Raw genomic sequence first — 14277 nt, forward strand, 5'->3', positions numbered from 1 at the left:
TTTCAAGATCGGAAAGATCCAGGAGATTTACTGGCCGCTGGCAGTCGGGCCGAGCGTGCCCCATTCGCGGATCGCGTCATTGAACACCCGTTCGCCCTCAGTCCCCTTTTGAAGGGTCAGGAGCGCTCGGCGACCATTGCGATACGCAACCGGAATATCCATCCAGCTGCGGGTACGCAAAAGATCCAGATTGGTCGCGCGTGCATCCGGGAAGTCGTTAAGCGCGATCATGTGGAAATCATCGGTGATCTTTGCCGGCACGGCGATCAGTGCGGTGCCGCGATCCTGTTCGGTTGATTTCATCGCAATGCGCTGCACGCTATCGATGGCGCCGCCTTCGAAATCCGGCGGAACGGCGAAAACGATCTCGATCAGATGGCTCGCCGGCAGCGAGGGATCGCTGTTGCGCTTCACCGTCACCAGTGCCGTCAGGCCGCGGCCCGGAATGGTGATGCGGCCTTGGATGACCGGTTCCTGCTTGCCATTGGCGGCCTGCTCGCGCTGCAGCGACCAGGACACTGAACCGTCGATCGCCGTCGGCGCAGTCTGGCCGATGCGCTCTTCGTAGAGAAACATCTTTTCGCCCGCGACGGCAGGCGTCGTGGCCGGCGTCTGAGACGGTGCAGGCGTATTGGCCGCACCCGGAGCGGGTGTTGCCGGAGCAGGTGTGGTCGGAGCAGGCGTTACCGGGGCCGTGGCGCCCGGTGCGGGCGTAGCAGGTGCAGCCGGCTGAGCCTGTGGCGTTCCGGGCGGAGAATTGAGCTGTGCGACCGACTGGCCTTCCGCGTTCTGCGCCAGATTGCCGGCCGAGCCCGGGCCGCTGTCGGTTTCGCTGCCGTCCGCCATCAGCCGCTGCGTGAACTTGGTGTTCGCGGTCGCGCCATCTGCCGGGCGTGGCCCGCCGGAGGCAGGCGCAGGCGTGTTGCTCGCCGTATTGTTGCGCGGAGGGGTGGCCGGATTCGTAGGCGTTGCCGGCGTCGAAGGCGTATTGGCGGCCGGGGCCGGAGTGTTCGGACGCGGATTTGCCGGCGCCGGAGCCTGCTGCGCCGTCTGGCTGCCGGCGGACAGGCTCGATTCGATCAGCCCGTCGACCATGTCGTTCAGCGAATCGCGGTTCAGCCAAACGGCATAACCGCCACCGCCAAGCACGGCGAGGCCGACAACCGCCAGAATGATCCCCGCATAATTGCGCTTGCGCACAGGTGTGACCCGGTAGGGTTTGGCCGGTGCATGCATCAGATCGTCGGCATCCGCATCGGTATGCAATGCGCTACGCGCGCCACCGGCGGCCTGACCATCCTTGTTGAAACCGATCAGCTCCTCGAGGTCACCCCAGGGATTGTCGTCGGCCGGCGCCTTCTTTTCAGGAGCGGCAGCGGGCGACAGGATATCATCAACCTGCTTGCGCTCCGCTGATACCACCGTGTGCTGATCGAGCAGATCCGCAAACGGGTCTACGGCAACGACCGCAGCGGCAGCAGCAGGGGTCGTTGGCGGGAGATCGGGCAGCTCGGAAACGGCGGGCATGCGCACCGCATCGGCGCTGACATGGGTTTCCGTGTCGAAATGCGCATCGATGCCTTCGGCCTTGGCGCCGTGATGGACAGGTTCGACCGGGCCGGTCGGAACCAGTTCCGGTACGTCGTCCCACACGGCTGCGGCATGCGCCTGTTGGGCCGGAGCTACGGCCGGCGTATCCCAGCCCCAATCTTCGACAGGCTTTGCTTCGACCGGTCTGGTCTGGATCGGCCTTGCAGGTGCGTCGTACAGCTGCTCTTCCACCGGCTTGGCGGGTTCGACAGGCTGCGGTGCCCCGCCCGGCGTCGGCAGATCGAACCAGCCGCCCGGCGCTGCAGGTGCGGCCGGCTCGGCGACCTGTTCGCCACGTGTCGGATAAGGGAAATCGTCTTCGACCGGCGCGGGCTGCGGCTCAAAAGCGGGAGCCGGCTCGACATGCTGCTGATAATCTTCGGCCGCTTGGAACGTCGTCTCTTCAGGCCGAACCTCCGGCTCTGGCTCACGATATTCGGCGGCGGGCTCCGATACCGGCTCTTCCTCCGGCACGTCGTCGCGCCAGTCGCCATATTGCTGCGGCGCGGCGTCAACGTCTTCGGCAACGGGAGCTTCAGGCTCTACCGGTTGCTCCTCGTGAGAAACCACCGGCTCCTCAACGGGAGCCGTGTCATGGGTCTCGGGATAGTGTTCGGCAACCGCCTCGGCAGGTTTGGCCGGCTCCTGGTAATCGTCCTCACGAAACACCGGAGCCTGCGGCGCATCGGTCGCAACCGGGGCAGGAACGGATTCGGGCTCGACATGTTCTGGCTGGGCGACAGGCTGTTCTTCGGCCGCAGCCTCGACGGGCTCCGGTGCGCTCGCCTCGACAGGCTGGGCATCATGCTCTGCTGCCGCAGCAGGTTCGTCTACTGGGGCTTCGGCGACAGGCTGTGCAGCGGCTGCATCATCCTCTTCGGCAGGCAATGCTTCCGCATGTTCGCCTTCGACGTCCAGAATGGCCTGTTCGAGCTTTTCCATCTGCCGGCGGAGCATGTCTTCCGGCGGGCGCGGCTTCATGTTCTCGAGTTGCCGCTGTACGGCACCCCGAGCCTTGTCATAAACCTTCGCGCGCATCTCCGGCGTGTTGTTAGACAAACCATCGACCGCGCGTCGGATCACCGCAACAAAATCAGCCATCAGCACTTTCTCATGATGGCCGGCTTTTTACGGCCGGCCGGATAGGTAATCAATTGTGAACCTTAATCTTCAAACGGATCGGTCACAAGTATGGTGTCTTCCCGCTCGGGGCTTGTGGAAAGTAGGGCGACAGGCGCGCCAATCAATTCCTCGACCTGGCGAACGTATTTGATCGCCTGGGCCGGCAGATCCGCCCATTTGCGGGCGCCGACCGTCGATTCCTTCCAGCCTTCGAGCGTGATGTAGATCGGCTCGATGCGGGCCTGGGCGCTCTGGCTGGCCGGTAGGTAATCGATCTCCTTGCCGTCGAGCTTGTAGCCAATGCAGATTTTCAGCTCGTCGAGGCCATCGAGCACGTCGAGCTTGGTGAGCGCGATTCCCGTAATTCCCGAGGTTTTGACCGTCTGGCGCACGAGAACCGAATCGAACCAGCCGCAACGGCGCGGGCGGCCCGTGTTGACGCCGACCTCGCGGCCGACCGTCGAAAGGTGCTTGCCGATCTCGTCATGCAGCTCGCACGGGAACGGACCTTCGCCGACGCGGGTCGTGTAAGCCTTGGTAATGCCGAGCACGTAACCGATTGCCGTCGGGCCGAGGCCCGAACCGGCAGCCGCCTGACCGGCAACCGTGTTGGACGAGGTGACGAACGGATAGGTTCCGTGGTCGTTGTCGAGAAGCGCGCCCTGCGCACCTTCGAACAGGATGCGGGCGCCGGCCTTGCGCTGGTCGTCGAGAATGCGCCAGACCTGATCGACATAGGGGAGGATCTGGTCAGCGACGGAGGTCAGTTCCTCAACCAGCGAATCGACCGAGATTTCCGGCAGACCGAGGCCACGGCGCAGCGCATTGTGGTGGGTCAGCAGACGGTCGACCTTGGCCGGCAGGGTTTCTGGATCGGCCAGATCGATGGCGCGGATCGCGCGGCGACCAACCTTGTCTTCATAAGCCGGGCCGATGCCGCGGCGGGTCGTGCCGATCTTGGTACCGCTGTTGGACGCTGCGTCTTCGCGGAAGCCATCGAGATCACGGTGCAGGGACAGGATCAACGGCGCGTTGTCGGCGATGCGCAGGATTTCCGGCGTTACGGTAACACCCTGGGCACGCAGCTTTTCCAATTCGGCGACGAAGTGGTGCGGATCAACCACGACGCCGTTGCCGATGACGCTGAGCTTGCCGCGCACCAGGCCGGAGGGCAGAAGTGCCAGCTTGTAGCTGACGCCGTCGATGACGAGCGTATGGCCGGCATTGTGTCCGCCCTGATAGCGCACGATGACATCGGCGCGTTCGGAAAGCCAGTCGACAATCTTGCCCTTGCCTTCGTCACCCCATTGCGAACCAACCACGACTACGTTCGTCATATCCAATCCCTGTTTTACGGGCCTGTATTGTGGGCAAATGCCCCACGCGACCATACGCGCACCGCCCGTATATCGATCTGACATACGGTCGCTACGCTACTCCGATTTCAGCAATGGGGCCTATCACACGCTGAATGCCCTACTGCAAACGGCCGCATCTATAATGCCTTGGGCAAAGGAAAGCGACCTGTTTGTGACTTGGCGGAGCTTTTTACGTGACAAAAGCGTGAGCAGCGGGCTATTTCCGACGCCGTCCGCCCTACCTGCAGCTCATAGCGCCGCTTTGTCAGCCGGCGCCGGAGGCCTTCCCTTGCACCAGAAAGCCTATCTTTCCCTTATCATCGCGACTCTCTGCTGGGGTGGCAACGCGGTGGCGGGCAAGCTTGCCGTCGGCCATATCAGCCCGATGATGCTGACCTTCTGGCGCTGGTTCATCGCAGTCGCCATCATCTTCGCGATCTCGCTGCCGCAGATCAAAAAGGACTGGCCGGTCGTCCGCAAGAACCTGCCTATCCTCGTCTTCCTCGGCGTCATGGGCTATGTCGTCTTCAATGCCGCGCTCTATACAGCGGTGAACTATACGACGGCAATCAACGTCACGGTCGAGCAGGTACTCATCCCGATGCTGATCTTCGTGATGAATTTTGTTCTGTTCAGAATGCAGGTCTCTTGGGCGCAAATCCTTGGCTTCACGCTGACCTTCATCGGTGGGCTGCTCACAGCCGTGCATGGCGATTTCCGGACGCTGATGACGCTGACCGTCAATATCGGCGACGCGATCATGATGATCGCCATCGTTGGATACGCGATCTACACCGTGGCGCTGCGCTGGCGTCCGGTTATCAACTGGCGCACGATGATGGCCATCCCTGCTCTCGTCGCACTGATCTTCTCCATTCCACTCGTCATCTGGGAATATTCGACCGGCCGGCTGATCTGGCCGGACCAGACGGGCTGGACGGTGGCGATCTACACCGCCCTCTTCGCCTCGCTGGTGGCCCAGGTCCTCTATATCGTCGGCGTCGAAAAGATCGGCGCCAACCGGGCGGGCCTGTTCATCAACCTCGTACCGGTCTTCGGCACCCTGCTTTCGGTCGCCATCATCGGCGAGGCACTGCAGCTCTTCCACGTGATCGCCCTGGTCCTGGCGCTCGGCGGCATCGCGATCGCCGAATGGGGCAAGCCGGCAGTTAAATAGAAAGCGAAAAAAGCCCGCCTCCATTAACGAAGGCGGGTCAAAGCCTGCCCCGATGGAGGCAGGTCCAGCGCAGGGCAGTCGCGCAGGGATTTAAAGGTCGAGAAAGGCAGGCTTGGCCGGTGCCGCGCTCTTTTGAGCCGCAGCCGGAAGACGTTCGGCCGGCATTTCGATAGCGGAGCCGAGGACCACGTCGCCGCGGTCGGTATTGATGACCAGGACGCGCTCGACGACGCCTTCGCCGTTGACCGCATAGGCAACGCGCATCGCCTTGTCCGACCAGCCAAGCGAGATCAGCTGGTCACGCTTCAGATCGGCGCAATCGGTGCAGCCATTGGCCTGAGCCAACGAGAAACCGCCGGCCATGCTGTCGAGATAACCGTCAAGCTCGGCCATCGTGCCGTTGACATTGGCATTGACGTTCATGAGTTCGCGACGCTTGGTGAAATCGAGTGTCAGGACGCCTTCGTTCGCCGCGTCATGCGGCTTTGCCGTCGGGACATCCGACGTGTGAATCTGTGCCGTCATCATCGACGACAGGCCGCGGGCGAAACCGGCAACGCCGGCCGCGTGGGATTCCTTGGCGGAAATCAGGGCAGCCAGGACGACCGCCGAAATGACAAGCTTCTTGATCATGGAACTGCACCCTGCTTCAAAATGGACGACTTTTTCGCCGCCTCGTTTCTTCATGACCCAAACATACGCAGGATGGTTTTCGGCCCGCTTAAGCAGAAAGGTGCAATTTTATTGAAATCGAATTTTTTCCCGGCTTGGCACAGACGGCAATCGAGGCGCACGCAAAAAGGCACCGCCCTGGGCGGAAAATGATGCTTTTCGAGACGCGGCCGATCTCCTAACCCTGTGCCGATATGGACAGAAGGGTGCGGAGAGCATGGGCAAGCCGTTTTACTGGAACGAACTCACCACCTACGATTTCGCACATCTTTCGCCTGAAAAGACGATCGCCATCCTGCCGATCGCCTCAACCGAACAGCACGGCCCGCACCTGCCGATCGCAACCGACGTGGCGATCGGCAACGGCATGATTGCCGAGCTAAAGGCGCAGCGCCCGGAAGAGCTCGACATCCTCGTCCTGCCCACCCAGGAAATCGGCAAGGCCAACGAGCATGTCTACGGGCCTGGCACGCTGTCCTTCGGCCCGGAACTGCTCATACCCATGTGGACAGCGATCGGCGCCAAGGTGGCGGAAGCCGGCATTCGCAAACTGGTCTTCGTCAACTCGCATGGCGGCAATGTCGATATCATGAGCATTGTCGGCCGCGAGCTACGCGTTCGCCACCAGATGGCGGTGATCGGCACGCAATGGGGCCGCTTCGGCAATCCGCCGGGCCTGATCAGCGACCACGAGCAGAAATACGGCATCCATGGCGGCGAAGTCGAAACCTCGCTGATGCTGCATTTTCGGCCAGAACTGGTGCGGATGGAGAAGACGCAGAACTTCGTCTCGATTGCCGAAACCCGCTCGAAATTCATGCAGCCCGCCCCGCCGCATGTTCTCTCCTGGCTTGCGCATGACCTGAACCCGAACGGCGTTGTTGGCGATGCTTCCAAGGGCACGGCGGAAAAGGGCGCAACCATCTGCCGCCATCAGGTCGCGGGCTTCATTGAGATGCTGCGCGAATTCGAGGAATTCGACCTCTCCGAACTCTATTCGCGCTGAATATCGCGCGGCTGCGGCGGCACATGCCCCTTGGCCTGTAGTTCCGCGACCATTGCACCAAGCTCCGACAGCAGGAATTCGAGAAACAGGCTGGTGGCCGTGTCCAGCGCGGTGCGCGACCGGGCAAACAGCTTCATCGGCTGATGACGGGCATGCGAATTGGCAAGCGGCCGGAACACCAACTCCCCGCGCCGGCATTCCGGCAAAACATCGAGCGGATTGAGCAGCGTCAGCCCGATGCCGGACTTTACGAGCTTCTTCAGCATGTCCGAAGCATTGCTTTCCACCACAGGCTCGACCGGCACCGACAGCGGTGAGAAGGCGAGATCGATGATATTGCGCAGACTGGTGCCGGGCTGCGCCAGCACCAGCGGCTCCTGCGCCACCTCGACCAGATCGACCGGCCCCTCCTCCTTCGCCAAGCGATGCCCCGGCGGCAGTACCGCGCCAATGGGGATGTCGAAATTGGCGAGCGTCCGGATTCCGGGCGTCGCTGCGATATTGAAGCCGATGCCGAGATCCACCTCGCCGGCCAGTACCGGCTGCAGCGTGTTGGACGGCCCGTCATTTCGCAGATGTACCCGCACCCGTGGATGCTGCCTGACGAAATTGGCGATGACCTCCGGAAGTGGCCCGGACGCGAGCCCGACCGTCGCGACCAGCGACACCTTGCCCGCCTGCGGCATCTTCAGTCCGCGGATGCGCGCCTCGGTGCGCTCATAGGCCTTCAGCACCTCACGGATATGCTCGATGCAGAGCTCGCCCGCCGCCGTCAGCTTCAACCCACGCGGCATGCGCTCGAAGATCGGCGCACCCAACTCCTCTTCCAGAGCCAGGATCTGCCGGTTGATCGCCGAGGAGGCGACGTTCAGCCGCGCTGCCGCCTTGCGGATCGAACCGCAGCGGGCGATCTCGTCGATATATTGAAGCTTTCGCGAGTGCAGCATTTTGAACCGAACCTCGTTGCATATTTTTTGATCATGCCGCACAATTTGGCAGATCAAAATTGAAGCGATGCCATAAAGGCATCAATGCGCACGAAATTTGATGCTTTTCAAAGAGCAACGCAACCGTACAAATGCAAGAAAACAAGGGCTCTCACGATGCCGCACGGTTTAACAGGGGAACAGCTCACCATGTCCAATACATTGACGATGAAGAGTTTTCTGGCCGCGCTCGGCTTGAGTGCGGCGGCATTCGCCGCTCAGCCCGCGGCCGCGCTCGATGAGGTTTCCTACGGCACCAACTGGCTTGCCCAGGCCGAGCATGGCGGCTTCTATCAGGCCGTCGCCGACGGCACCTATGAGAAGCATGGCCTGAAGGTGAAGATCGTCCAGGGCGGTCCGAACGCGGCCAACCGCGCATTGCTGATTGCCGGCAAGGTCGATTTCTACATGGGCGGCCCGCTGGGTGACATGGATGCCGTCAAGCAGGGCATCCCGATGGTCAGCGTCGCCTCGATCTTCCAGAAGGACCCGCAGGTGCTGATGGCCCATCCGGATGTCGGCATCGACAAGTTCGAGGACCTCGCCAAGGCCGGCTCGATCTTCATGGGCAAGGACGGCTACGTTACCTATTTCGAGTGGATGAAGAAGAACTTCAAAGGCTTCAGCGACGCGCAGTTCAAGCCCTACACGTTCAACCCGGCCCCCTTCATCGCCGACAAGAAATCCGCCCAGCAGGGTTATCTGACCTCGGAGCCCTACGAGATCGAAAAACAGGCCGGCTGGAAGCCGAAAGTCTTCCTGATCGCCGATGCCGGCTACGGCCCCTATTCGACGATGATCACCACCACGCAGCCGATGATCGACAAGAAACCCGACGTCGTGCAGCGTTTCGTCGATGCCTCGATCGAGGGCTGGTATAGCTATCTCTATGGCGACAACAAAGCCGCCAACGACCTGATTAAGAAGGACAATCCGGAAATGACAGATGGCCAGATCGCCTATTCCATCGCCAAGATGAAGGAATATGGCATCGTGGTTTCCGGCGATGCCGAAACCAAGGGTATCGGCTGCATGACCGACGAGCGCTACAAGAAATTCTTCGATAGCATGGTGTCAATCAACGTCGAGCCAGCCGATCTGGATTACAAGAAGGCTTATTCCACCAAGTTCGTCTGTAAGGGCGTCGGAATGGCGTTGAAGAAGTAGGCATAGGCGGTGCGGCAAACTTAACCCTCCCCTTGTGGGGAGGGTAGCCGGCAGGCGGGAGGGGTTTTCACTCCAAGTGATGTCCCCTCCCCAACCCCTCCCCACAAGGGGGAGGTGCTTACCTGCGCCGAGGACCTTTCCTGGCGGGAAAGGTGAAGCGCTCCCTTGATCGAGTGAAGCATGACCACACCTCAAGCCCCGCTGATGCCAGCACCCGGAGATGCCCGCAAACGCCCGCTGGTCGTGATGCGCAGCGTCTCAAAGATGTTTTCGAGCGGCACGCTCGCACTCTCCGGCATGTCGCTCACCGTCGAGGGTGGCGAATTCGTCAGCCTGCTCGGCCCCTCCGGCTGCGGCAAGTCGACGGCGCTGCGCATCATCGCCGGGCTTGGCGACGTCTCGACCGGCTCGATCGACTGGCCAAGCTCGCGCATCAACTCCAAAGGTCTGCCGGAAGGCGATATTTCCTTCGTATTTCAGGAGCCGACGCTGATGCCGTGGCAGACGGTGTTCGGCAATGTCTATCTGCCGCTGAAGCTGCGCGGCGTCTCGAAAGCGGCCGCCCGCGACGAGATCATGAAGACACTCGCCACCGTCGGCCTCCAGGATTTTGCCGAGGCCTATCCGCGTGAACTCTCCGGCGGCATGAAGATGCGCGTCTCGATCGCCCGCGCGCTCGTCACCAAGCCGAAGCTGCTGTTGATGGACGAACCCTTCGCGGCGCTCGACGAAATCACCCGCCAGAAGCTGAACGACGATGTGCTGCGGCTCTGGCGAGAAACCGGCATCACCGTCATTTTCGTCACCCATTCCGTCTTCGAATCCGCCTATCTTTCCAACCGCATCGTGGTGATGAAGGCGCGACCCGGCCGGGTGCATGCGGATTTCCCGCTCGTCACCAGCATGAGCCGCGACGCCCATTACCGCACCTCGGAAGACTATCGGCAGGCCTGCGAAAAAGTCTCCAACATGCTGCTCGAGGCGATCGGCGGGGAGGAACATTGATGAGCGAAGCACAGCCCCTCGCCCCGCCTAAACCCGGCTTTTTCGGACGCAATCGCGAAACGATCCTGCGGACGATCATCCCCATCTGTGTGGTCGTCGCGCTGATCCTGCTCTGGCAGCTGATCATCACAGCCAATGGCATCCCGCAATATATCCTGCCCGGCCCACTCGCTGTCGCCACTTCGCTCTACAACGACTGGGGCACGCTCTGGCCGGCGCTTTGGGTCACGACGCAGATCACCATGCAGGCGCTGACGCTGGCGCTGATCGGCGGTGTCGGCATCGCCATCTTCCTTGTCCAGTCGAAATGGATCGAGACGGCCTTCTACCCGATCACCGTCATCCTGCAGGTCACCCCGATCGTGGCAATCGCGCCGCTGATCCTGATCTACGCGCCGACCACCCAGGTCGCGCTGCTGATCTGCGCCTTCCTTGTCGCCTTCTTCCCGATCCTGTCCAACATGGTGCAGGGACTGAAGAGCGTCGACCACAACCTGCTCAACCTCTTCGATCTCTACGGTGCCTCGCGCTGGCAGACGCTGCTTTACCTGAAACTGCCCTCCTCGCTCCCCTATTTCATGACGGGCCTCAGGATCGGCGGCGGCCTCGCACTGATCGCCGCCGTCGTCGCCGAATTTGCGGCAGGCTCTGCAGGTGCAGGCTCCGGCCTCGCCTTCCGCCTGCTGGAATCGCAATACCGTCTCAATATTCCAAGGCTTTTTGCGGCCCTGGTATTGCTCTCGCTGCTCGGCGTGGTGATCTTCGCCATCACGTCCTTCATTTCCTGGCTTAGCCTGCATCGCTGGCATGAAAGCAGCCTGAAGAGAGAAAACTGATGACTGGTTTCATGACACTTCCGGATGCCCCACGTTTCGTACTGACCGATGCAACCTTACCGGCGGTGTTGGTCAAGGGTTTTGCCGCCCGCGACCGCGAAGGCTTGATCTATGCGGATATCATTATCGCCGATGGCAGGATCGAAAAGATCCTGCCCGCCGGCACTGCCCCCGCCGATCTGCCGAAAGCCGAGATGCTGGGCGGCATGGTCTGGCCCTGCTTCGCCGATATGCATACCCATCTCGACAAGGGCCATATCTGGGACCGCCGCAGCAACCCCGACGGCTCCTTTATCGGCGCACTCAATAATGTCCGAGCCGACCGCGAGGCGAACTGGTCGGCCGATGACGTGCGCGCCCGCATGGAATTCTCGCTGAAGACGGCCTATGCGCACGGCACCAAGCTGATCCGCACCCATCTCGACAGCCTGCCTCCCCAGCCGCGCATTTCCTTCCCTGTCTTCTCGGAAATGCGGGTCGAATGGAAAGGCCGCATTGAGCTACAGGCCGTAGCCCTCTTCCCGATGGACAATATCTGGGACGAGGCATTCTTCGCCGATCTCGTCTCGGTCGTCGCCGAACACGGCGGCCTGCTCGGGGGCGTGCCGCAGATGTGGCCGGACCTCGACGCCCGCCTCGACCTGCTGATGCGCACGGCTGCAGACAACGGCCTCGATATTGACCTGCATGTCGACGAAACCGAAGACAAACAGGTTCTGGCGCTGGAAAAGGTAGCCGAGGCGAAGATCCGCAACCGTTTCGAAGGCTCGGTGACCGTCGGCCATTGCTGTTCGCTGGCAAGGCAGGACGATGAAGTTGCCAAGCGCGTCGTCGACAAGGTCGCCGAAGCCGGCCTTTCCGTCGTCTCTCTGCCCATGTGCAACATGTACCTGCAGGACCGCCATGCGGGCCGCACCCCCCGCTGGCGCGGCGTCACGCTGTTTCACGAACTGACCGCCGCCGGCGTCAAGACCGCCGTCTCCTCCGACAATACCCGCGATCCTTTCTACGCCTATGGCGACATGGACCCGGTCGAAGTCTTTCGCGAGGCCGTGCGCATCCTGCATCTCGACCACCCGCTTGACACCTCCGCCCGTGTCGTCACCTCGACGCCGGCAGAAATCCTAGGTCGGCCGGATATCGGCGTCATCGCCGAAGGCTCGCCCGCCGACCTCGTCCTCTTCAGCGCCCGCCGCTGGAGCGAATTCCTTTCCCGTCCGCAGGCCGACCGCATCGTGATGCGGAATGGCAAGGGCATCGACCGTCGCCTGCCGGATTATCGTGACCTGGACCCCATTTTGGACAAGTGACCATGCACCCGAAAAGCGGAAGCCGGTTTTCGGCCAAGCGCGTGGTCCAAAAGGAAAAATAACATGCCGGATTATGCCAAGATCAAACAGGAACTCGCAGGCATCGCGATCGAGGACAACCCAGCCCTCGTCCGCCAGAAGAGCCGCGACTTCTACTGGTATTCCCCCCTGCTCAAGGAAGAACTCGATGGCGTAACGGCTGATATCGTCGTGTCGCCGAAGACCGAGGAAGAGGTCATCCAGGTCCTGAAGGTCGCCTTCGCGCATGGCGTGCCCGTCACCCCGCGCGGTGCCGGCACCGGCAATTACGGCCAGGCCATGCCGCTCTCCGGCGGCATCGTGCTGAACCTCATCAACATGAACAAGGTCAAGGAAATTCATCCCGGCCGGGTTATTGCCGAGCCGGGCATCGTGATCGCCGAACTCGACCGCCAGACCAAGGCCCATTCCGGCCAGGAACTGCGCTTCCACCCTTCGACCGCCCAGACGGCGACGATCGGCGGCTTCATCGCTGGCGGCTCCGGCGGCGTCGGCTCGATCCATTGGGGCGGCCTGCGCGATCTCGGCAATATCCTGCGCCTGCGCGTCGTCACCATGGAAGCAGAGCCGCGCGTGCTCGATCTTACCGCCTGGGACCTGCAGAAGGTCACCCATGCCTACGGCACCAACGGCATCATCGTCGAGGTCGAGATGCCGCTCGCACCGGCTTACGATTGGGTGGATGTGCTGGTCGGTTACGACGATTTCATGGACGCGGTGCGCTTCGGCGATGCGATCGGCCATAAGAACGGCATCCTCGTCAAGGAAATCGCCCCGATCGCCGCTCCGATCCCCTACGACTATTTCCCACGCCACAAGCCGTTCATCCGCCATCGCGGCCAGTCGATCTGCGTGCTGATGGTCGCGCCGCATTCCATGGATGCGTTTACCGCCTTTACCGAGCGTCAGAAGGGCGAAATCCTGTTCCGCTCCGACAAGGTGGAGAGCATGAAGGGCATCCCGCATGCCTATGAACTCGCCTGGAACCATACGACGCTGCGCGCCCTGAAGGTCGATCCCGGTTTCACCTATCTGCAGGTCCAGTATCCGGGTCCGGACCATGTCGCCAAGGTGCAGAAGATGACGGAAATCTTCGGCGACGAAGTGCCCGGCCACCTGGAATTCATAAAATTCGACGGCCGCATACAGTGCTCCGGTCTGCCGCTCGTCCGTTACACGACGAAAGAGCGGCTGGAGGAGATCATGCAGATCCACCGCGACCACGGCTGCCCGATCTTCAACCCGCACCGTTACACGCTGGAAGAAGGCGGCATGAAACAGACCGACGTCGTGCAGCTCGCCTTTAAGAAGGAAACCGATCCGAAGGGCCTGCTGAACCCCGGCAAAATGATCGCCTGGGACAATCCCGATTTCGATTTCTCCGCCGGCAAGAACTACCTCTTCCCCGGCCTCGCAGTGGCAGACGGCTGATGCGGGTCCTGCTCATCCACTCTCATCCGGTCGAGGAAAGTTTTAGCAATGCCCTTTACCGGCAGGCTCGCGAAAGCCTGCAGAAGGCCGGGCATGAGGTGGATGACTGCAATCTTTATGCCGAAAACTTCGATCCGGTCATGTCCCGCCATGACCGGATGATCTACCACACCTACCCGGACAATCTGGGGCTGGTGAAACCCTATGTCGACCGCCTGCAGAAAGCGGAAGGCCTCGTCATCGTCACCCCCGTCTGGAATTTCGGCTGGCCGGCCATGCTGAAAGGCTATTTCGACCGAGTCTGGCTCCCCGGCATCACCTTCGAACTGAAGGACGGCGTGCTGACCCGCAAGCTCCATATCGAAAAGGTCGCAGTCATCACCACCTACGGCGCCACCCGCTGGCGCGCCTTCCTGGCCGGCGACCCGCCGCGCAAACTGGCGAAACGGGTGCTGAGGGTCCAGACCAATCCGGCTCGGGCGGTGAAGTTCCTGGCGCATTACAACATGAACAATTGCACGCCGGAAACGCGAGCTGCGTTTCTGGGCAAGGTGAAGCGGGAAATGGAGCGATTTTAG

The 14277-nt window shown here is 61.6% G+C and carries 12 protein-coding genes; 8 read left to right on the top strand and 4 right to left on the bottom strand.

The genetic code is table 11. The annotated features are described in order from the left end of the window. Positions 1–27 precede the first annotated feature (27 nt). Both KX729_RS08190 and KX729_RS08195 read right to left on the bottom strand, forming a co-directional pair. Entirely contained in the window at positions 28–2691 is a 2664-nt protein-coding gene (locus KX729_RS08190; protein ID WP_219741958.1) for a hypothetical protein, read from the bottom strand. Positions 2692–2753: 62 nt separating this feature from the next. Continuing rightward, complete coding sequence (locus tag KX729_RS08195) at positions 2754–4049, bottom strand: adenylosuccinate synthase (protein WP_219741959.1); 1296 nt, start codon at positions 4047–4049, stop codon at positions 2754–2756. Positions 4050–4359: 310 nt separating this feature from the next. Here KX729_RS08195 and KX729_RS08200 point away from each other — a divergent pair, with 310 nt between their 5' ends. Continuing rightward, a complete protein-coding gene (locus KX729_RS08200) occupies positions 4360–5247 on the top strand; it encodes a DMT family transporter (RefSeq protein WP_219741960.1) in 888 nt (295 codons plus the stop codon). Positions 5248–5337: 90 nt separating this feature from the next. On the opposite strand, the gene KX729_RS08205 is transcribed toward KX729_RS08200, so the two are convergent. Beyond that, positions 5338–5880, bottom strand: a complete 543-nt coding sequence (locus KX729_RS08205; protein WP_219741961.1) for a transglutaminase-like cysteine peptidase — start codon at positions 5878–5880, stop codon at positions 5338–5340. Positions 5881–6136: 256 nt separating this feature from the next. On the opposite strand from KX729_RS08205, the gene KX729_RS08210 reads away from it, so the two are divergent. Next, on the top strand, positions 6137–6925 hold the full coding sequence (locus KX729_RS08210) for a creatininase family protein (protein ID WP_219741962.1): 789 nt from the start codon (positions 6137–6139) through the stop codon (positions 6923–6925). Here the strand turns inward: KX729_RS08210 and KX729_RS08215 are convergent. Continuing rightward, the gene (locus tag KX729_RS08215) at positions 6913–7872 is read right to left on the bottom strand and encodes a LysR family transcriptional regulator (RefSeq protein ID WP_025603024.1); all 960 of its coding nucleotides are present in this window, start codon (positions 7870–7872) and stop codon (positions 6913–6915) included. The two genes, KX729_RS08210 and KX729_RS08215, sit on opposite strands and share 13 nt — an antisense overlap. A gap of 189 nt (positions 7873–8061) precedes the next feature. Between KX729_RS08215 and KX729_RS08220 the strand changes: the two genes are divergently transcribed. The 6 genes from KX729_RS08220 (at position 8062) to KX729_RS08245 (ending at position 14277) form a co-directional block, all read left to right on the top strand. After that, on the top strand, positions 8062–9078 hold the full coding sequence (locus KX729_RS08220) for an ABC transporter substrate-binding protein (RefSeq protein WP_219741963.1): 1017 nt from the start codon (positions 8062–8064) through the stop codon (positions 9076–9078). 180 nt (positions 9079–9258) lie between these two features. Beyond that, positions 9259–10083, top strand: a complete 825-nt coding sequence (locus KX729_RS08225) for an ABC transporter ATP-binding protein (protein WP_219741964.1) — start codon at positions 9259–9261, stop codon at positions 10081–10083. Beyond that, entirely contained in the window at positions 10083–10919 is an 837-nt protein-coding gene (locus tag KX729_RS08230) for an ABC transporter permease (protein ID WP_025603028.1), read from the top strand. The genes KX729_RS08225 and KX729_RS08230 overlap by 1 nt, the downstream gene beginning before the upstream one ends. Next, positions 10919–12229 carry a cytosine deaminase gene (locus KX729_RS08235; RefSeq protein WP_376775941.1) on the top strand — a complete coding sequence of 437 codons (1311 nt, stop codon included), beginning with the start codon at positions 10919–10921 and terminating at the stop codon, positions 12227–12229. The genes KX729_RS08230 and KX729_RS08235 overlap by 1 nt, the downstream gene beginning before the upstream one ends. A gap of 63 nt (positions 12230–12292) precedes the next feature. Then, positions 12293–13699, top strand: coding sequence for an FAD-binding oxidoreductase (locus KX729_RS08240; protein ID WP_219741965.1), 1407 nt, complete (start codon positions 12293–12295; stop codon positions 13697–13699). After that, complete coding sequence (locus KX729_RS08245; protein ID WP_219741966.1) at positions 13699–14277, top strand: NAD(P)H-dependent oxidoreductase; 579 nt, start codon at positions 13699–13701, stop codon at positions 14275–14277. Before KX729_RS08240 ends, KX729_RS08245 begins: the two co-directional genes overlap by 1 nt.

The organism is Neorhizobium populisoli, assembly GCF_019430945.1.
In the GTDB taxonomy this organism is placed as follows: Bacteria; Pseudomonadota; Alphaproteobacteria; order Rhizobiales; family Rhizobiaceae; genus Neorhizobium; species Neorhizobium populisoli.